The organism is Longimicrobium sp. (assembly GCF_036388275.1).
GTDB lineage: Bacteria > Gemmatimonadota > Gemmatimonadetes > Longimicrobiales > Longimicrobiaceae > Longimicrobium.
Window position 1 is genome coordinate 1 of sequence record NZ_DASVSF010000083.1, and the last position, 19,815, is coordinate 19,815.

The window sequence follows — 19,815 nt, forward strand, 5'->3', positions numbered from 1 at the left end:
GTAGGCCAATGCGCGCAACTCTCCGATAGCCAACCGGTGAACCTGCCGGGTGAGCCGGATGCGGGAAATCCGCACGTCCGGTTCGAAGAGGGGCGACCAGGGCGAAGCTGTAACCTCGCCCTGGCGTCTACTCTACCGTGATCCATGCAGTTGCCTTTCGCCGGGCGAGCGGAATCGTTAATACAAGCGGTGTCGTGTATCGTATTGTTCTTCGTTCCCGTGTTCAGTGAAGATGGCTGGAATTCTCATTGCCGGGCTCCCCGGCCAGTTGGGCACCTGGCTGGCCCAGCGCCTGGACAACGTGGTCGTGCAGGCCGCGTTTTCCGGGCAGGAGGCGCTGGATGCCGTGCGTTCCGACGAGGCCCGGCTGGTGGTGCTGGATGCGTCGCTCGAGGATCCTTCCGCCGATGCGGTGGTGCGCCGGCTGCGGGCCGATCCGAAGACCGCTTCGGTGCCCCTGGTCTACACGATGGAGCTGGATGCGTCCACGGTGAACGAGGAGCAGCTGCGGCACCTGGTCCGCGACCTTCACGTGGACCAGCTCCTGTTTCACCCGGTGGACCGCTCCGAGCTGCTGCGCGCGGTCGCCACCCTGCTGGGGATGCCGCTGACGGAGGGCGAGGCCGTCTCGACACCGCGCCCGGCCGAGAGCGCCCCGGAGCGGCTGGGCGACGCGCTCGCGCAGGTGTGGCGCCGGGCCCGCGCGCCCGTCCTGGAGCGCATCGCCGTGCTCGAGCGCGCCGCGGCGGCGCTGGGCGCGGGACGGCTTTCCGAGCCGCTGCGCGAAGAGGCGCTGCGTGAGGCGCACCGGCTGGCCGGCGCGCTGGGCACCTTTGGCCTGGACCACGGCTCCGTGCGCGCCCGCGAGGCCGAGGACGCGCTCCGCAATCCCTCGCCGGCCCCGGCGGACGGGGCGCGGCTCGCCCGCATCGCCGCGGACCTGAGGAACGAGGTGGACCGGCGCCCCACCTCCGCGCCGGCCGCCCCCGCCGCGGCTCCCCCGGTCCGCAACGACCCGCCGGTGGTGTGGGTGATGGCCCGCGACTGGGGGCTGGCCGAAACGGCGCGCGCGGAGCTGGCCGGGCTGGGCGTCACCGTGGCGGAGGGCGACACCAACCTCGCCGTGCGCCCCGACGCGGTGTTCCTGGACCTGCGCGCCGAGAGCCTGGACGCGGAGTGGGACACGTTTTCCAGCGTGACGCGCCGGGCGCCCGGCGTGCCGGTGGTGGCGTATACCGATAGAGACACGCTGCTGGACCGCGTGCGTGCGCTGAAGATGGGTGCGCGGTTCATCCTGCAGCCGCCGCTTGCCCGCGGCGCCATCGCCGACGCGTTCGCCCAAGTTCTGCCCGCCCCCGGCGCCGAGGCGCACACCATCCTCACGGTGGACGACGATTCCACGATCACCGAGGGGCTGCGCGCGCTGCTGGAGCCGCAGGGCTTTCGCGTCCATACCCTGAACGACCCGCTGCGCTTCTGGACGGAACTGCGCGGGATCAAGCCCGACCTGCTGGTGCTGGACGTGGACATGCCCCACCTGAACGGCATCGAGTTGTGCCGCGTGGTGCGCAGCGACCCGGCGTGGCGGCACGTGCCCATCCTCTTTCTCACGGCGCGCGCGGACCGCGAAACCATCTACCGCGTCTTTGCCGCCGGCGCCGACGACTACCTCAGCAAGCCCATCGTGGGGCCCGAGCTGGTGTCGCGCATCCGCAACCGCCTGGACCGCCGCCGCTGAGGGGGGTACACCCCTGAGATGGGAGCGTCAGGATGACCCGGTGCTCGGGCGGGCGCCCCCCATCCCCAGCCCTTCCCCCGCAAACTGCGCGGGGGAAGGGAGCTAGTGTGGGGCATCGGCATAACTCTTTGCAACGCCATAGCCTGTCCTCCTGAGGCCCAGGCGCACCGCACTGTCCCGCAGCACACCCCTCGCGGGCCGAAGGATCTTGCCTGGGCGTCCCTCAACTTGGGCGCGGCAGCGACACGCGAGCCTGAGTCGCGGAGCCGCAGCCGTGGTGTGAGCCCCGGCTTCGTCGGGCGAATGAATTCGCGGCAACAACCACACGAAGTCCGCCTTCGCGGACTGGACTGCCGTCGTGCTACCGCCGCCGTCATCCGCGACCCTGCCCCGGTCCACGCCGCACCCGGCCCTTGGTGGGGGCACGCCGCGGTGGCAGAGGCGCTTCGATCGATGTGTGGCGGATCCCTCGGTCGCTGCCGTCGACGGCGTACGGGCAGGTTTTGCGTGGCCGCTCCGTCGGGATGACAGGTGCGCATCTGCAGGTTTAGGTTCCCGCGGGGTGGGTGGACGATGGGTGAGTTGACCCACGCACACCCCGGTGCGCCCGTTTAGCTTCATCTCCGTGAGCCGGACCGGTGGACTTCCCCGGCGGCCTCACCTGGAATCCTGACTCCAACGGAGATGAACGATATGAACCCGATCGCTTCGCACCTGCTCTGGCAGATCATCCACCGCTCCGGCGCGCCGACCACCACGCCGACGACCGGTGCCGCCACGTCGTTCAGCATCGACGACATCATCAACCCCCGCGGTCCGCGCCGCGTGGAAGACGTCGCTCCCGTCCGGCCGCTCGCGAAGGCCGCGTGACGCCCGCGCCCATCTCTCCCCCTCGCCCCGCGCCCGCCGCGGAGTGAGGGGGAGAGCCTTTTTTCATCCTCCCGTCCACCGCGCGCCTTGCGGGCGCGCCCCCCAGCCGAGATTGTGCGTGGAACCCCGGGCCACGGCCCGCGCTCTCCCGATCCACGCAGGACGCCCGATGACCGATCAAGCCCGCCCGCGCGGCGCCGACATGCCGACCGAGGAGTTTCGCAGGCACGCGCACGCCGCCGTGGACTGGATGGCCGACTACCTGGCCAACGTCGGCGACCTTCCCGTGCTGTCGCCGGTGCGCCCGGGCGAAATCGCCGCCAAGCTGCCGCCCTCCGCGCCCCAGCACGGTGAGGCGGTGGAAGACATCCTGCGCGACTTCCGCGACGTCATCGTTCCCGGCGTAACCCACTGGAACCACCCGTCCTTCTTCGCCTACTTCGCCATCACCGGCTCCGGCCCCGGCATTTTGGGAGAGATGCTGACGGCGGCGCTGAACACCAACGCCATGCTCTGGCGCACCGGCCCCGCCCAGACGGAGCTGGAGGAACGGACACTCGACTGGCTGCGGCAGCTGATGGGGCTGCCCGAGGGACTGCACGGCACCATTCACGACACGGCCTCGATCAGCACGCTCATCGCCCTGGCCGCCGCGCGCGAGGCCGCCGGGCTGGGCGTGCGCGAAGAGGGGCTGAGCGGGCGCGACCTTCCCCGGCTGCGCGTGTACGCCTCGCGCGAGGTGCACTCGTCCATCGACAAGGCGGGGGTCACGCTGGGGATCGGGATGCAGGGAACGCGGAAGATCGACACCGACGGGGAGTTCCGGATGGACCCCGCCGCGCTGGAAGCCGCCATCGAGCAGGACCGCGCGGCCGGAATCCGCCCCCTGGCCGTGGTCGCCACCACGGGAACCACCTCCACCAGCAGCATCGACCCCGTCCGCCGCATCGCCGAGGTGTGCCGGCGGCTGGACGTGTGGCTTCACGTGGACGCCGCGTACGGCGGATCGGCCGCGCTGGTCCCCGAGATGCGGCACGTGCTGGACGGCGCCGAGCTGGCCGACTCGCTGGTGGTGAACCCGCACAAGTGGATGTTCGTTCCGGTAGACTGCTCCGTGCTGTACACGCGCCGCCCCGACGTCGTCCGCCGCGCCTTTTCCGTCGTCCCCGAGTACCTGCTGACTCCCGAGGGCGAGTCCGTCACCAACCTGATGGACTACGGCCCCGCGCTGGGCAAGCGGTTCCGCGCGCTGAAGCTGTGGATGGTGCTGCGCTACTTCGGCGCCGAGGGGATGGCGGAGCGCATCCGCGAGCACTGCCGCCTGGCGCGGGGGCTGGCCGGGTGGATCGGCGCGGAGCCAGGGTGGGAGGTGATGGCCCCCGTGCCGCTGAGCCTGGTCGTCTTCCGCCACCGCCCGCACGGGATGAACGACGAGCAGGTGGATGCCCTGAACGAGCGCATCATGGCCGCCGTGAACGCCACGGGACGCGCCTACCTCAGCCACACGCGGGTGAACGGCCGGCTGGCACTGCGGTTCGCCATCGGCAACCTGGGGACGACGGAGGAGCACGTGCGCGAAGCGTGGAACCTGCTGCGCCAAGCCGCATCCACTGAAGCGGCACGTTCTTGACACGACAGGGCTCCGCACGCACAATGACGGGCGGCGGCGCCCTCCACGGTGGGGGCGCGCACCCCGCAGCGACCCCGCCCCCGTGGTACCCGTGCGCACGACCTCCTTGGATTTCGACGAGCTTTTTGCGCGCGAGCGCTGGACGGTGCTGCGCGAGCGCCACCGCCAGGCCATCGGCACGCGCTGGATCATGGTGGGCATCTCCTTTGGCCTGGCCGCGGTCGGACACTATACCGGCGCGCTGGAGATCACCCTGACGGAAGCCGCCATCCTGGCGGGCACCTCGGCCGTCCTGAACGGCGCCGCCGTGCTCGCCGCGTGGCGCAACCGGTTCGCTCCCTGGCAGTTCTGGGTCATGCTGTCGTCCGACACGCTCATGATCGCCCTGCTGGCGGCGTTCCTGGGAACGCACGGCTACCTGGTGCTCCCCTTCCTGGTGTTCGCCACCGGCGCCTACGCGCTGGGAATGCCGGTCGCCGCGCGCGTGCTGCTGCTGCAGTCGCTGGTGGCCTATCCCCTCGCGCGGTGGGTGGGGATGGCGGACCAGCCCGCCGCCGCCCGGGCGGTGATCGCCGTGGAAGCCTTTTTCCTGCTCTGCATCAGCTGGCTGGCCATGCAGGGACCGCTGGCCTACACGCGCCGGCTGCAGCGCGTGCGCAAGGCGCTGGCACGGGCGCAGGAGGGCGACTTCACCGGCCGCCTTCCCGACCGCTACCTGGACGACATCGGCTTCCTGTCGGTTTCCGTCAACGCCATGTCGCAGACGGTAGGCGACATGGTCCGCCAGATCCAGGAGCACTCCGCCTCGCTCGCCTCCCTTTCCGACACCCTCGCCTCCACCGCCGCCGGGGTGCAGGACGCCGCCCGGGTGATCGGCGAGGCGACGTCGGCCGCGGCGGAAGAGGCCGACCAGCAGCTGGCCCTGGTGGCGCGCGGCGAAGAGTCGGTATCCGCCATCGCCGGCGCCAGTGCCCAGCTCCGGGCCGAGGCGGCGCGCTCCGCCGACACCGCGCACGGCCTGCGCGGCGAGGCCCAGGAGCACGCGCGCCGGGTGGACCGGGCGGGCGGGCTGCTGGTGGAATTGAGCGACGACTACCGCCGGCTGGGCGGCGCGGTTGACGCGCTGGAGGCGGCGGGCGCGCGGGTCAGCGTCTTCGTCGAGGCCATCCAGGAAATCGCCGAGCAGACCAACCTGCTGGCGCTGAACGCGGCCATCGAGGCGGCGCGCGCGGGCGAGCAGGGGCGCGGCTTCGCCGTGGTGGCGGGCGAGGTCCGGCAGCTCGCGGCGCAGTCCGCGGCCTCCGCCGCCGAGGTGGCGGGGGTGGTGGGAGAAACGTCGGCGGCGCTGGCCGAGGTGCGCGGGCGGCTTCACGCGGGAAGCGCGCGCATCGGCGGGGTGGGCGCGGTGGCGGGGGCGGGTTCGGAGTCGCTGGGGTCCATCATCCAGGGGCTGGAGCGCACGGTGGAGTTCATCGACCGCATCACCGCCGACGTCGACCAGCAGGCCGGGGCCATGGAGGCGCTGCGCGGCGACGTGTCGCGCATCCGCGTGATCGCCGGCGCGGCGCAGGACCGCGCCAGGTTGGCCGCCGCCGCCGCGGGGCACCAGCACGGCGCCATGGAGCAGCTTGCCGCCACCAGCGCCCGCACGGCCGAGACGGCGGGAACGCTCAGCGGACTGGCCGCGCAGTTCCGCGCCGGTGATGCCGCACCGGCCGAGGAGCCGGCGGACGCGCCCGTGGCGGACGGAGCCGTGGCCCTCGTCCCGCCGCGGCTGGTTGCCGAGCCGAGGCCCGCGTGAGCCCCGACGCGCCCCGCCCGGAGGGCAATGGCGCCCGCCCCGTGGTGGCGGTGCGCGAGCGCATGGAAGCCATTGGCCAGGTGTCGGCCGAGCTGCTGCACGACCTGCAGGACGCGCTGTTCGCCCTGGAGCAGCGCACCCGCCTGGCCGCGGGCGAGGCGCGGATGGGGCGCGCGCCGGCGGGGGAGCTGGACCGCGCCGTCGAGGACTGCGCGGACCTGCGGCTGATGGTGCGCGACGTGGTGGAGGTGACGCGGGGCGCGGCGCTCTCTCCGGAGGTGGTGTTCGACCCCGGCGCCGCGGTGGAGCGTGCCGTGCGCCGGTTCCTGCCCACCGCCCGCGCCGTAGAGGTGCGGATGACGGCCGACCTGCCCCCCGGCACGGTGGTGCCCGGCCGCGAAAGCTTCCTGGCCCGGCTGACGGGCCACCTTCTGGCGGGCGCCGCGCGCCGCTCGCACGGGCACGTCCTGGTGGAGCTGCGCCTGGACGCCCACGGGCCCGGCATCGTGCTTTCCGTGGCCGACGACGGCGAGGCGCCGCGCGAGGGGGCGCCCGCCCCGCACCCGCGTCCCTCGGCCGAGGACGGCTGGCGGCCGGGAATCGTCGCGTGGCTGGTGGCGCAGCTGGGGGGCGAGGTGCGCTGCCGGCCGGCCCGCGCGCCCGGCGGCTCGGGGCTCGACATCCGCCTTCCGGCCATTGTCCCCTAACGGCCGTTCGTGTGCGCCGGAGAAAGTTTTTCTTGACAAACGTACGGGGCGCGCTTATTTAGGCGTTCATCGACGGCACATCCTCCGCACGTGGCTCCGCTGGCGAGCGCTGTACACTCCCGGTTTCTTCCCGCGCCCTGGTTCGCAGGAATACCCCACGCCCACAAAACGGAGTCCTGGCCCCGGCGCGCCCGCGCCGGCGCTCATGCCGCACCCGAATGCGCTCCCCCCCAGGAGCGATTGCCGCACGCCGGACGGTCCGGCGGCGGACCCCAGGCGCACACCGCGCCATGTACATGCTCTCACCGCAGCAGCAGGAGTAGGAGATGGAACGTTCGACCGGGAAGGTAAAGTGGTTCAATGATGCCAAGGGCTTTGGCTTCATCGAGCGCGAGGGCGGCAGGGACCTGTTCGTTCACTTCTCCGCCATCAAGCAGGAAGGCTTCAAGACGCTGACCGAAGGCGAGACGGTGGAGTTCGACATCGTGGACGGTCCCAAGGGCCCGGCGGCCGAGAACGTTTCGCGCGTCGCCTGATTTGCTGCGGGTGCAGGGCCGTCCCCCCGGGCGGCCCTGGTGCATGATGAAAGGCCGGACCGGCTCCCCGCCGCTCCGGCCTTTCTGCGTGTATCTTCGGCTCCTCGCCCATGCGTCCCGGCACGCGATGTCATCCCGACGGAGCGGCCACGGCGAACCGGCCCGCACACCGCAATCGGCAGCGACCGAGGGATCCGCCACACAGTCACCGAAGCGCGTCTACGGCCGAGGCATGCGCCGGCAGCCGGTCTCGTCCGTGTAGGTTCGCTTCTCTACGGCTCCTACAGGAACAACTCGTCCACGGGAAACCGCCATCCGGGCACCGCCGGCTCCGCGTCGGCCACCTCGCCGCGCTTGTAGACGTCGGCGCTCTCCGGGTCCGGGGCGCGATAGACGCGGATCACCTCCGCGCGCAGCCCGTCGACATCCCACACCACCTGGGTGCCACAGTCGAAGTAGGCCGCACGCTTCGCCGCCATTCGCCGCTCCGCGGCCGGGCCGTAGTCCTCCGGGCTGCGCACCTCCACGGCCAGGAGCGGCGCGCCATCGAGCATCTTCTCGGTAGGCTCGGGACCCACGTACCACGAGGCGTCCGGCGAAAACGACCTGCGCGGAGAGTAGATGAAACCCACGGCGTCGCCGAACGCCGTCCCGCCTCCGATGCTCCGCTCGTACGCCGTCAAGCTGAAGAGAATGTTCTTGGCCGCCTGGCCGTGCGCGCCTCCCGTCGGGCTCATGAGGACGATCCTCCCGTCCACGAGCTCCGCCTTGCCCTCGACCTTGTAGAGGTCATCGATCGTGGCCTCACGTCCTAAAGGTGCGATCTTCATCCTTGCCTCCGTGGGTGCGTGAAGGAATCGGTGTGGTGATCCGACGCGCTTCCTAAACTTACAAAGCGGACGTAAAACCGGCAAGTCTGGACATCTCCCGCCCACCAGCCGCACAGTCCGCACCGCCGCACGACGCAGGTCACTCGCCGGACTCCCGCGATGCCACGGCGGGTTCGCCTGCTTCCACGATCGCGGGTGTATCCGCCTCTGCAACCTGCACCGGCGCGCAGACCGGCCGGTGCGCCATCCGCTCCGAGAGCGTTTCCAGCAGCGCGCGCGCGGTTTCCTCACCCAGGTCGATCACGGCGGCGGCGCGCCCGCCCGCGGCGGTGTCCAGCACCAGCGTCGAGAGTCCCAGCCGCCGCTGGAAGGGCGACGCGGACAGGTGAAGCGTCTGCAGCTTGGCGTCCGGCACGATCCACGTCACCCGCCGGAGCACGCCGCTGCGTGCGACCGCGTACCCAGGCGCCAACGCCCAGCCCCGGCTGCGGTACTGCAGGCGCGCGGCGACCCACGGCAGCGGCAGCAGGAGGGCGATCCAGGGCGCCATCGACCCCATCGGCTCCACCTGCAGCCACCGCGCGGCCCAGAACGGCACCCACAGGATGAGCAGGGTCCGCAGGTAGCGCAGAACGATCCTCCGCTGCGCCCGCGGGTGCACGGGCTCAAACCGCACCCCATCGAGGTCCATCCCGCCGAAGATTCCGCCCACCAGCGGCCCCACCGCGTCGCGGCGTGCGATGGGGACGAACGCCTCCGCGCCGCCCCGCTGCCCGGGCGCGCCGCCGGCCGTCTCGATCATCAGCGAGGCGAGCCCGAAGGCGCGCCGGATGATGGATTCTTCCACGCGCACCGCCTGCACGCGCTTCAGGGGAATGCTGGCCTCGTGCACCGTCAGCAGGCCGTAGCGCTTGCGCAGCTCGTCACCCACCCGCCACAGGGTGAAGCCGTGGTAGCGAACGACGGCGCCCACGATGGAAATCAGCCAGCCGAACACCAGCATCGCCGCCAGGACGAGGGCGGCGATGGCCGCGAACCCGCCCCCCATTTCCACCATGATCCGGTCTACCGCCTGGTCCAGGAACGGCGACGGCAGGTCGTCGGCGAACTGGAGAAGGCCGGCCATGGCGGCCGCGATCACCCCCGTCTCGTTCGCCGTGGCGCCCGCCGCCAGCACGTAGGCGGTGGAGAGACGGGCCAGCGGCGGCGCGTCCGCCAGCTCCTGGTCGATCACCGCGGGGATCCCGTCCGCTTCGACGGACTCGACCGCGCGCACGCCGCGGCGGCGGGCCAGCAGATCGGCGCGCACGGACTGCGCGTCGGCCAGCGAGAGCACGGAGAGCACGGCCTCGGCCTCGGCGCCGGCGCCCGCCGTCTCCACGCGCAGCTCCGCCACGCCGAAAACGCGCTGTACCAGGCTCTGGCGCACCTCCACGTTCTGCACGCGGGCGAGTGGAATCGCGCGGTCCTGCCGGTTCAGCACGCCGGAGCGCAGCAGCAGCTCGTCACCCGTCAGCAGCCAGCGGTAGCGCGCGTAGGTGAGCGCCGCGCCGATCAGCGCCGGTACGGCCAGCACACCCACGAACACCGGGACGAACCCGCCGAACTGCCCGCCGATGCTGAAGCCGCCGGCCAGGGCGGGCCAGATCATGTTGCGGGCGATCTTGAACGAGGCGAACCCGAACGTCAGCGGGTGAAGCCGCCGTGCGTCCGACCCGGCGAGCGCGGCGGTATCAGACGCCATCGTCCGTCCCGCTGACCGCCGCCAGCCGCTCCCGCAGCACGTCGGCTTCGGAGGCGGCCAATCCGGGGATGGCCACCCGGGCTCCCACGCTTCCCGCCGTGTACGCCACGACCGTGGCCAGCCCCAGCATGCGCTCCACCGGCCCCTGGTGCGTGTCGACGTGTTGGATGCGCGAGTGCATCACCACGCTCACGCTTCGCCACAGCCACCCGTGCATGATGCGCAGGTCCACGTCGCTCATCCGGTACCGGAAGTGGCGGTACTGGAAGGGGGGCACCACGATCACCCATGCCGCTCCGATGATGGCGACGGGCAGGGCCAGCCACGGCGACTTCTCGAAAATGAACGTCGCGACGACAGCGGCGGCGGTGAGGAACGCCCACCACAGCAACGCGCCGATGCGCCACAGGGCGACCACGCGGGGGTGCAGCGGCTGCGCGGGCGCGTCCGCCACGGGGGCGGGGGCTTCGTCGAGAACGGTCATGGGGCGGGTCTGGGAATCAGGGCGGTCAGGGCGCGGTAGACGGGATAGCTGGCGGCCAGCAGCCCCAGCGCGTACAGGCTGGTGCCCGGATCGCCCGCGGCCATCCCCGCCAGGAAGGCCAGCGAGCCGAGCATCGCCAGCCCGGTGGTCCACGGGTGGCCCCAGGCGCGATAGGGCCGCGGCATGCCGGGCTCGCGCCGCCGCAGGACGAACACGCTGGCGAAGGCCAGGACGTAGTTGGCCACGAAGAAGAAAGACAGTACGGCGATGATGGCCGAAAAGGTTCCCGTGGCGATGAACGCCAGCGAAACGGCGGTGCTGGCGACGAGCGCGCCCGTGGGCGTGCCGCCCTCGTTGACCCTGGATGCGCCCCCGGGCACCAGGCCGTCGGCGCTCATGGCGTACAGCACCCGCGGCGCCATCAGCACCAGCGCGTTGACGGTGCTGAGCAGCGCCACGATCAGCACCACGCGAATGGCCGTGTCGCCCGCCGGGCCCAGCACCGCGCGGGCCGCCGCGCCCGCCGCCAGCGGCTCGCCGGCCAGCGCGCGTAGGGGCACCACGTACAGGTACGCCAGGTTCAGCAGCAGGTAGAGGGCGGTGATCGAAAGCACGCCGCCGATCATGGCGCGCGGGATGTCGCGCCCGGGATCGCGCACCTCGCCGGAAAAGTAGATGACACCTGTCCAGCCATCGTACGTGTAGATCACGGACTGCATGGCGACGATCACCGCCACGAGCAGCGCGCCCCCGGCGGGGACGGCGGACGGCACCGCCGCCGCGAGGGGACGGGTGGCGGGGAGCAGGAAGCAGGCGCTCACGATGGCCAGCAGCACCAGCGCCTTGGCCGCGCTCGTCACCGTCTGCGCCGCGCCCGCCATCCTCACGCCCCGCCATTGCAGCGCCGCGAACGCCACCGTCACCCCCATGGCCACGGGCACCGCGCGCCCCTGCAGGGCGGGCAGCAGCGCCCCCGCGTACTCGCCGATGACCACCGCGACGGCCGCGGCGCTGCCGCAGGTGGCAGCCCAGTCGTTCCACCCCACCAGGAACCCGGCGTAGCGGCCCAGCGCGTGCCGCGCGAAGACGTACATGCCGCCGGAGCGCGGCAGCATGGCCCCCAGCTCCGCCAGCGTAACCGCGCCCAGCAGCGCGTACAGTCCCCCCGCGACCCACACGGCCAGGTACAGCCCGGTGGAGGGCAGCTGCGCGGCGATCTCGCCGGGGGCACGCAGGATTCCCGCGCCGATCGTGTTCCCAATGGTCACCGCCAGCCCGAACGTCACGCCCAGAACGCGTAGCAGGCCGCGCCTCTGGCCGGCTGGGCTCAGGGCGTTCGTACCGTCGGCTGGAGGTGCGGCGATGGGGGTCACAAGGGTCTGGTGTCGATGATGCCGCGAGGCCAAACCGCGGCCGCAGGGTGGGGAAGTCTCCCGATAGTAGCCGCGCCCGATGCCCCAGCGCCAGCCTCACGTTCGGAGGTGTTCGTGGCCTCGAATCGCCTGCGCGACAGGTCGAACACGACCCGCCACGGCCCGCACGATTGCATCACCATCCGAACCGACCGAGGAGCGGGTGACCCCCGCCGCCCGGGCGCGCCACACGGTCCTCCTCCCACGAGAACAAGCCAGTCCGCGAAGGCGGACTTCGTGTGTTTGTTGCAGCGAATTCATTCGCCCCAGCAGAGCCGGGCCCACAGGATCGAGATCGGCCCCGCGCACCCATCCAGGAGCGGGTGAACCCGCCCATTGCGGCCGAGCAGCTTTGCCCATCGCGCCCCATCCCCTACTTTCCTCAATCCCCATCGAGGCACTCACGCACTCACGCACTGACGCACTCCCCCATGCAGCCGTTCACCATCCACCCTGAAATCCACCGCGCGCAGACACTGCCCGCCGAGGTGTACTCGTCGCCGGCCTGGTACCAGGTGCAGAAGGAGAGGGTGTTCGCGCGCAGCTGGCAGATGGTGCGAGGGGCGGAGCGGGTAAAGGCGCCCGGGCACCTGCTGCCGTTCACCCTGCTGGAGGGGTGCCTGGACGAGCCGCTGGTGCTGGCCGCGGGCGAGGACGGCCAGACCCGCTGCCTGAGCAACGTCTGCACGCACCGCGGCACCGTCGTCTGCGAGGGCGAGACGCACGCGCGGCACCTGCGCTGCCGCTACCACGGCCGGCGGTTCGCGCTGGATGGCACCATGACGCACATGCCCGAGTTCGACGGCGTCGAAAACTTTCCATCCCTGGCCGACAATCTTCCGGGCCTGCCCCTGCGGCACTGGGGGCCGCTGGCGTTCACCGGGATCGAGCCCGCGTGCGGCTTCGACGAGTGGATCGGACCGGTGCGCGAGCGCTGCGGATTTCTGCCGCTCGACGAGTTCCACTTCGACCCGGGTACCTCGCGCGACTACCTGATCCGCGCCAACTGGGCGCTGTACGTAGACAACTACCTGGAGGAATTCCACATCCCGTTCATCCACGCGTCGCTGTCGGAGACGCTGGATTACGCCACCTATCGCACGGAAACCTTTGATTGGTGCAACCTGCAGCTGGGGACCACGAAGAACCGCGACGAGGCGTTCACCCTGCCGCCCGGCCATCCGGACGAGGGCACGCTGGTGGCCGCCTACTACTGGTGGCTCTTCCCCAACGTGATGCTGAACTTCTATCCGTGGGGGCTGTCGGTGAACCTGGTGCAGCCGCTGGGGCACGACCGCACCCGTGTCTCGTTCCTGTCGTACGTGTGGGACGAAAGCAGGCGCGAGTCAGGTGCCGGGGCCGGGCTTCACCGCGTGGAGATGGAGGACGAGGAGGTCGTGGAAGCGGTGCAGAAGGGCGTGCGGTCGCGCCTGTACCACCGCGGCCGCTACTCGCCGCGCCGCGAAGTGGGCACGCACCACTTCCATACGCTGCTGGCGCGCGAGACGGGCGACTGCACGGGGGGATGAAGATGCGGCCAGCTCGGTGGAGCTGATAAAGAGAGCCTGCCCCCGCACGGGGACAGGCTCTCTCCACCCTCACGAAGCGGAGTGACGTTCACTACCGCACTCACGCACTACCGCACTACCGCACTGCCGTTCACCCCTCCAGCAGCATCGAGATGGGGTCTTCCAGCATGCGCTTGATGGCCACCAGGAACCTCACCGCTTCGCTGCCGTCCACGATGCGGTGGTCGTACGTGAGCGCCACGTACATGATCGGGCGGATCTCGATCTGCCCGTTCACCACCATCGGCCGCTCCACGATGTTGTGCATCCCAAGAATGCCCACCTGTGGCGGGTTCAGGATGGGGGTGGACAGCATGGAGCCGAACGTGCCGCCGTTGGTGATGGTGAACGTGCCACCCTGCAACTCGTCCAGCGTCAGCTTGCCGTCGCGCGCGCGCTGGCCCAGGTCGCCGATGCGCTTTTCGATCTCGGCGAAGCCCAGCTTGTCGGCGTCGCGCACCACGGGGACCACGAGCCCCTCTTCGGCGCCCACCGCGATGCCGATGTCGTAGTGGTGCTTCAGGACGATCTCCTCGCCCTGGATCTCGGCGTTCAGCCGCGGAAACTGCTTCAGCGCGCCGATGGCGGCCTTGGTGAAGAACGACATGAAGCCCAGCTTCACCCCGTGCTTCTTCACGAACTCGTCCTGCCGCGCCTTGCGCAGCTCCATCACCACCTTGAGGTCTACCTCGTTGAAGGTGGTGAGGCTGGCCGTGGTCTGCTGCGCTTCCACCAGCCGCCGCGCGATGGTCTTGCGCCGCCGCGACATGCGCTCGCGCGTCTCCGCACGGCCACCGGGCTGTGCGGCCGGGGCTGGGGCCGCGGGCTTCGGGGCGGACGCGGGTGCGGGCGGAGCCGCGGGAGCCGCCGCTGGCTCGGCCGACTTGGCCCGGCCGCGCTCGATGAACGCCAGCACGTCTTCCTTGGTGACGCGGCCGTTGGGGCCGCTCCCACGGATTTCGGCCACGTTCAGGCCGTGCTCCGCCACCAGCGAGCGGACGGCGGGCGACGTCTGCGCATCCGCCGATCCGGCCCCTTCGGCCGCGGGCGCGGCCTCAGACTGCGCCCGCGGCTTCTGGTCAGTCGGCGCCGCCGCCTGCCCCGTTTCGTCGGCCGGGGTGGCTCCGTCGGCAGCAGACAGCGAGCCCAGCAGCTCGTTGACGCTCACGGTGTCGCCCTCGGCCTTCACGATCTTCGCGATGACGCCGGCCGCCTGCGCCGCCACCTCGACGGTGATCTTGTCGGTTTCAAGCTCCACCAGGATCTCGTCCTTTTCGACGCGATCCCCTTCCTTCTTGGTCCACCGGCCCACCGTCGCCTCTACGACGGACTCGCCCAGAGGCGGCACCCGGATTTCAACGGCCATGCTGTTGCTCCGCAGCAGATGTTAGCTCCATCAGCCTTCCCCTACTTTCGCTTTCCGATGAACCTCGCGGCCATCCGGCCGGCTCCCACCGAATCCGCCATCGCAGCATCCCCATCCACCGACGGCGCGCCGGAAAGGGCGGCGAAGACCAGGCGGTGCTGCTCGGCCAGGTGCCGGTGCATGTACCCCTCGGCGGGGCTGGCGCGGTCGGGGCGCCCCTCGTAGCGCAGCGGCAGCTCGCCCAGAATGGATTGCAGCCGCGGCGCGATGTAGTTCCACGCGCCCATGTTGCGCGGCTCTTCCTGCACCCAGACGACTTCCTGGAGATTGGGATAGCCGGCGACCACCTCGGCGAGCTCGTGCCCCGGGAAGGGATACAGCTCCTCGACACGGGCGATGGCGACGCGCTCGATGCCTTCCACGGCCGCGCGCTCCTTGCGCTGGTCTTCGGTGCCGCCGACCAAATCGACGTACACCTTGCCCGAGCACAGCACCAGGCGGGTGATGGAGTCGGCGCGGTCCGCGGCGGAGGCGTCGGGAATCACCGGCTGAAAGGTGCCCGTCGCCAGCTGGTCGATGGTCGACGACGCCAGCGCGTGGCGCAGCAGGCTCTTGGGGCTCATCACCACCAGCGGCCGCGGCTCGGAATTCAGCAGCGCCGCCTGGCCGCGCAGCAGGTGGAAGTAGTTGGCCGAGGTGGTGCAGTTGGCCACGCGCATGTTGTTCTCGGCGCACAGCTGAAGAAAGCGCTCCAGGCGCGCGCTGCTGTGCTCCGGCCCCTGGCCCTCGTAGCCGTGCGGCAGCAGCAGCACCAGCCCCGTCCGCTGCTGCCACTTCTGGTAGGACGCGGCCAGGTACTGGTCGATCATCACCTGCGCGCCGTTCACGAAGTCGCCGAACTGCGCCTCCCACAGCACCAGCGACTGCGGGTGCCCCACGCTGTAGCCGTACTCGAAGCCCACCACCGCCATCTCCGAGAGCGGCGAGTTGTGGATTTCGAACGAGGCGCGCGCCTGCGGGAGCAGGTGGAACACGTTCATCCGCTCGCCGGTGCGCGCGTCGCGCAGCACCGCATGGCGATGGCTGAAGGTGCCGCGCTCCACGTCCTGCCCCGTCATGCGCACGGGAACGCCCTCGGCCAGCAGCGACGCGAACGCCAGCGCCTCGGCGTGCCCCCAGTCGATCACCGGCTCGCCACTCCCCGCCTCGGCACGCTTCTGCAGCACCTTCTCCAGGCGCGAGTTGCCCTGAAAGCCCTCGGGCCGGCCTACCAGCCCTGCGTTCAACTCCAGCAGCCGGTCGCGCGGCACCGCCGTTTCGCGCGGGCCCTGCCGCCCGTTGGGCGAGGGGTGGTCGTGCCCGTGCGCGCCCGCGTCCCCGCCCAGCCCCTCCAGCGTGGCCGAAAGCTCGTCGAGCACGCGCTTCAGCGAGGCGTCGGCCTCGTCGCGCGTCAGCACGCCCTCTTCCACCAGGCGGGCTGCGAACGCTTCGCGGGCGGTGGGGTGGTCCTTGATCACCCCGTACATCACGGGCTGAGTGAAGAGCGGCTCGTCGCCCTCGTTGTGCCCCCAGCGGCGGTAGCCCACCAGGTCGATGACGATGTCCTTGCCCCAGCGGGCGCGGTAGGCCAGGGCGAAGCGGGCGACCCCAAGGCAGGCCTCGGCGTCGTCGGCGTTCACGTGCACGACGGGAATCTCGAACCCCTTGGCCAGGTCGCTGGCGTAGCGGGTGCTGCGGCCCTGCTGCGGGTCGGTGGTGAAGCCCACCTGGTTGTTGGCGATCAGGTGGATGGTGCCGCCCACCGTGTAGCCGGGCAGCGACTGCATGTTCAGCGTCTCGGGCACCACCCCCTGGCCGGGGAACGCGGCGTCGCCATGGATGAGCACGGCCACCGCGCGGCCATGGTCGATGGTGGGCACGCCCGGGGCCGAGGTGTCGTCCTGGGCCGCGCGCGCCATCCCCACGACGATGGGGTCCACGAACTCCAGGTGGCTGGGGTTGGGCGAAAGGGACACGCGAACGGTGCGTCCGTCCACCTGGCGCTCGTCCGTCCACCCCATGTGGTACTTCACGTCGCCCGACGGCTCGTCGCTGTTCTGGTAGGCATCCAGCGCGGGCGCGGCCTGCGCGCTCGCGAAGCCCGACAGCATCATGGCGTACGGCTTGTTCAGCACGTGCGTCAGCACGTTCAGGCGGCCGCGGTGCGCCATGCCGATCATCACGTCACCGGCGCCCGCGCGCGCCGCCTCGGACACCATCTCGTCCAGCATGGGAACCATCAGGTCGGTTCCCTCGATGGAAAAGCGCTTCTGCCCGAAAAAGGCGCGATGAAGGTACTTCTCGAACCCTTCCACCTGCGACAGCCGGTCCAGCAGCGCGCGCTTGCGTTCCGCGGGAAGCGGCTGGGTGTAGCGGCGCGACTCGATGGCCTCGCGGATCCAGGTGCGCTCGTCGGGGTTGGGAAGGTGAAGGAACTCCCACCCGATGGTCCCGGCGTAGATGGAGCGCAGGCGCTGCACTTCGGCCAGGGCGTTGGGCGACTCCGGCAGGTGGCCGAACACCACCGACGCGGGGAGCGCCGCCAGGTCGTCGTCGGTCAGGCCGTGCGTGGCCGCGTCCAGGACGGGGTCGGCGCCGGCGCCGGGGCCCAGCGGGTTCAGCCGGGCGCCGGTGTGGCCGCGAGCCCGGATGGAGCGCGCCAGGGCGCGCGCGGCGAACGCCTTTTCAAGATCCGCCTGGGCGGGCTGCGCGGCGGTCCCGGCCGGGGTGGGCGCTTCGATCTCCCGCAGCTGGGCGGGGTCGATGGACGCAAACCAGCCGCGCAGCCCCTCGTCCACGGACTGGGGATTGTGCTGAAAACGCTCGAACTGTTCGAGCACGTAGGCCGCGTTGGGGCCTGTGAACTCGCGAAGATCTGCCATGGTACACCCTCGTGGTGGCGCACGCCGCCGGATGCGCCCGTAAGCCCTTCCGCCGCTCGGGGCGGAGGGCACAGCGCCGACAACTTAAGCCGCGTCGTTGCAACCCGCTACCTCGCGCGCGGGAGCCCCGGGGTGTACGCACGGCGCGCGCCGCGTACGGGTCATCTCACGCGGAGGCCCGGAGGACGTGGAGAAAGACACGGAAGAGCCTCACACGGAGGGCACGGAGGACACGGAGGAGGAACGGGAGGATGAGAGTGGCGGCTCATTACTTCCGCACTTCCGCACTCACGCACTTCTCTTTCGCACTTTCGCACTTCAGCCCTTCCCGGTACGTTCTCAGGGCTCCCCCGGCATCCCTCCCACGCGGTTCGTCCATGCGCAAAGCCGATCTGATCAACGGAGTAGACCAGGTGGTCCGCGCGTTGTCCGAGAGCGGGCTGGAGCTGCCGCTGGTGGAGGTGGCGCGGCTGGGATACCGGCGCGAACCCGTTCCCGGCGAGCTCCTGACTCGCCTACTTGGGGCTTTGCGCGACTACGGGCTGCGCGCCAGCCGCTTCACCCGTCCCGGGCGGCTGGTGGCCGAGGCGCTGGGCGTGACGGCGCTGGAGCAGGCGGACACCTGGTCGCTGCTGATCGCGGCGGAGAACCGTGCACAGGAGGCGTTTTCGTTCGCGGAGCGGGTGCGGTTCGCCACCCAGCACCTGCCCGCCTTCTCGGAGCTGCTGGGGCAGGGCGGGATCCCCGTGCTCGACGCGCTTCGCCGCGGGGACGAGGCCGGTGGGCAGGCGCTGCTGGTGGTGCAGGTGATCGAGGCGCCGCGGCGGTTTTCCACCCCCGCGCGCCTGGCGACGCTGCTGGACAGCCTGGACCTGCTGTACGGCGCCTGCGCCACCCTTCACGGCGTGCAGCCGAACGGCCTGAGCGTCGTGGGGTGCGATTCGGGGAGCGACAAGACGTTCGAGCTGATGGGCGCCGCCCCCGTGATCGCCGCCGTGCGCGAGCTGATCGTGTCGGTGTGGGACCGCGTGGTGTTCTTCCGCGCGCTGCCTGCCGCGCAGCGATACCGCCAGGCCGCCGAGAGCCTGCCGGTGCTGGACTTGGTGCGCGAGCGGCTGGACGCGGGCGAGATCGCACCCGAGCAGCCGAGCTGCTGCGCCGCCGCATCGTGGAGGGCACGGGCAAGTTCCTGGTGTCCGGCGCCACCATCCCCGAGCTGCAGGAGCGCGCCTATGCCAACCCGCGCACCCTGATGGCTCCCGCCCCCAAGCTGCTCTCTTCGCCGACTCCGTAAACGGCCAAAAGCGATCACGCAGAGGTCGCAGAGAAGACAGAGAGGACGCAGAGGGGTGGGCTGCCCTCTGCGTCCTCTCTTTTTCCTCTGCGACCTCTGCGTGAAACGGGGTTCAGCTCTGCCCGCGGGTGCGTCGTTCAGGCCCTCGCACCCGGCCGATCCACGAGCGTGGCGCTGGCCTGGTCGGTGGGCTTGATGATGATCTCGTCGATGTTCACGTGCGGCGGGCGCGTCGCCACCCACACGACCGTATCCGCGATGTCGGCGGGGGTCAGCGGGGTCATGCCGCGATACACGTTCGCCGCGCGCTCCGCATCGCCCCCGAAACGCACCACGCTGAACTCCGTCTCCACCATCCCCGGGTCGACCGTGCTCACGCGGACGCCCGTCCCCAGCAGGTCCATCCGCATCCCCTTCGTGATCGCCCCGACGGCGTGCTTGGTGGCGCAGTAGACGGCGCCGCCGGGATACACCTCGTGGCCGGCTACGGAGCCCAGGTTGATCACGTGCCCCCGCCTGCGCTGCACCATCCCCGGCGTGACGGCCCGCGAAACGTACAGCAGGCCCTTGACGTTGGTATCCACCATCTCGTCCCAGCCGTCCGGATCGGCCGCGTGCAGCTTGTCGACGCCGCGGCCCAGGCCGGCGTTGTTCACCAGCACGTCGATCTCCGCCCATTCCGAAGGCAGGCCACCGATGACGCCGAAGACGGACTCGCGGTCGCGCACGTCCAGCTCCAGCAGGTGGCACTCGGTGCCGTGCTCCTCGCGCAGCTCCGTGGCCAGGCGCTCGATGCGCTCGAAGCGACGCGCGGTAAGGACCAGCCGCGCGCCGACGGCCGCGAACGCGCGCGCGCACGCCTGGCCGATCCCCGCGCTGGCGCCGGTGATCAGGACGGTTCCGGAAAGCTTCAT

At 71.0% G+C, this 19,815-nt stretch carries 15 protein-coding genes; 8 read left to right on the forward strand and 7 right to left on the reverse strand.

What is annotated here, in order from left to right; all coding sequences use genetic code 11:
- Positions 1 to 232: 232 nt before the first annotated feature.
- The 6 genes from VF632_RS16990 (at position 233) to VF632_RS17015 (ending at position 7,282) form a co-directional block, all read left to right on the forward strand.
- On the forward strand, positions 233 to 1,738 hold the full coding sequence (locus tag VF632_RS16990; RefSeq protein ID WP_331024119.1) for a response regulator: 1,506 nt from the start codon (positions 233 to 235) through the stop codon (positions 1,736 to 1,738).
- Positions 1,739 to 2,422: 684 nt separating this feature from the next.
- On the forward strand, positions 2,423 to 2,608 hold the full coding sequence (locus tag VF632_RS16995; RefSeq protein WP_331024120.1) for a hypothetical protein: 186 nt from the start codon (positions 2,423 to 2,425) through the stop codon (positions 2,606 to 2,608).
- 169 nt (positions 2,609 to 2,777) lie between these two features.
- Entirely contained in the window at positions 2,778 to 4,238 is a 1,461-nt protein-coding gene (locus VF632_RS17000) for a pyridoxal phosphate-dependent decarboxylase family protein (protein WP_331024121.1), read from the forward strand.
- A gap of 91 nt (positions 4,239 to 4,329) precedes the next feature.
- Positions 4,330 to 6,039, forward strand: a complete 1,710-nt coding sequence (locus VF632_RS17005) for a methyl-accepting chemotaxis protein (protein WP_331024122.1) — start codon at positions 4,330 to 4,332, stop codon at positions 6,037 to 6,039.
- Positions 6,036 to 6,746 (forward strand): hypothetical protein, encoded by a 711-nt coding sequence (locus tag VF632_RS17010; protein WP_331024123.1) that lies wholly within the window; start codon positions 6,036 to 6,038, stop codon positions 6,744 to 6,746. Before VF632_RS17005 ends, VF632_RS17010 begins: the two co-directional genes overlap by 4 nt.
- Before the next feature lie 326 nt (positions 6,747 to 7,072).
- A complete protein-coding gene (locus tag VF632_RS17015; RefSeq protein ID WP_331024124.1) occupies positions 7,073 to 7,282 on the forward strand; it encodes a cold shock domain-containing protein in 210 nt (69 codons plus the stop codon).
- A 281-nt stretch (positions 7,283 to 7,563) separates the two neighbouring features.
- Here the strand turns inward: VF632_RS17015 and VF632_RS17020 are convergent, their stop codons facing one another.
- The 4 genes from VF632_RS17020 to VF632_RS17035 all read right to left on the reverse strand — a co-directional run bounded on the left by VF632_RS17020 (position 7,564) and on the right by VF632_RS17035 (position 11,626).
- Positions 7,564 to 8,112, reverse strand: coding sequence for a Uma2 family endonuclease (locus VF632_RS17020; protein ID WP_331024125.1), 549 nt, complete (start codon positions 8,110 to 8,112; stop codon positions 7,564 to 7,566).
- A gap of 139 nt (positions 8,113 to 8,251) precedes the next feature.
- Positions 8,252 to 9,856, reverse strand: coding sequence for a PH domain-containing protein (locus VF632_RS17025; protein ID WP_331024126.1), 1,605 nt, complete (start codon positions 9,854 to 9,856; stop codon positions 8,252 to 8,254).
- Positions 9,846 to 10,340: a PH domain-containing protein gene (locus VF632_RS17030; RefSeq protein ID WP_331024127.1), complete on the reverse strand. Its 495-nt coding sequence runs from the start codon at positions 10,338 to 10,340 to the stop codon at positions 9,846 to 9,848. The genes VF632_RS17025 and VF632_RS17030 overlap by 11 nt, the downstream gene beginning before the upstream one ends.
- Positions 10,337 to 11,626, reverse strand: coding sequence for an APC family permease (locus VF632_RS17035; RefSeq protein ID WP_331024128.1), 1,290 nt, complete (start codon positions 11,624 to 11,626; stop codon positions 10,337 to 10,339). The genes VF632_RS17030 and VF632_RS17035 overlap by 4 nt, the downstream gene beginning before the upstream one ends.
- A gap of 557 nt (positions 11,627 to 12,183) precedes the next feature.
- Between VF632_RS17035 and VF632_RS17040 the strand changes: the two genes are divergently transcribed.
- A complete protein-coding gene (locus VF632_RS17040; RefSeq protein ID WP_331024129.1) occupies positions 12,184 to 13,281 on the forward strand; it encodes an aromatic ring-hydroxylating oxygenase subunit alpha in 1,098 nt (365 codons plus the stop codon).
- A 130-nt stretch (positions 13,282 to 13,411) separates the two neighbouring features.
- On the opposite strand, the gene odhB is transcribed toward VF632_RS17040, so the two are convergent.
- On the reverse strand, positions 13,412 to 14,686 hold the full coding sequence (gene odhB / locus VF632_RS17045; RefSeq protein ID WP_331024130.1) for a 2-oxoglutarate dehydrogenase complex dihydrolipoyllysine-residue succinyltransferase: 1,275 nt from the start codon (positions 14,684 to 14,686) through the stop codon (positions 13,412 to 13,414).
- A 41-nt stretch (positions 14,687 to 14,727) separates the two neighbouring features.
- Positions 14,728 to 17,607, reverse strand: coding sequence for a 2-oxoglutarate dehydrogenase E1 component (locus VF632_RS17050; protein ID WP_331024131.1), 2,880 nt, complete (start codon positions 17,605 to 17,607; stop codon positions 14,728 to 14,730).
- Between the two features lie 377 nt (positions 17,608 to 17,984).
- On the opposite strand from VF632_RS17050, the gene VF632_RS17055 reads away from it, so the two are divergent.
- A complete protein-coding gene (locus VF632_RS17055; RefSeq protein ID WP_331024132.1) occupies positions 17,985 to 18,860 on the forward strand; it encodes a hypothetical protein in 876 nt (291 codons plus the stop codon).
- A 178-nt stretch (positions 18,861 to 19,038) separates the two neighbouring features.
- Here the strand turns inward: VF632_RS17055 and VF632_RS17060 are convergent, their stop codons facing one another.
- The gene (locus VF632_RS17060; RefSeq protein WP_331024133.1) at positions 19,039 to 19,815 is read right to left on the reverse strand and encodes an SDR family oxidoreductase; all 777 of its coding nucleotides are present in this window, start codon (positions 19,813 to 19,815) and stop codon (positions 19,039 to 19,041) included.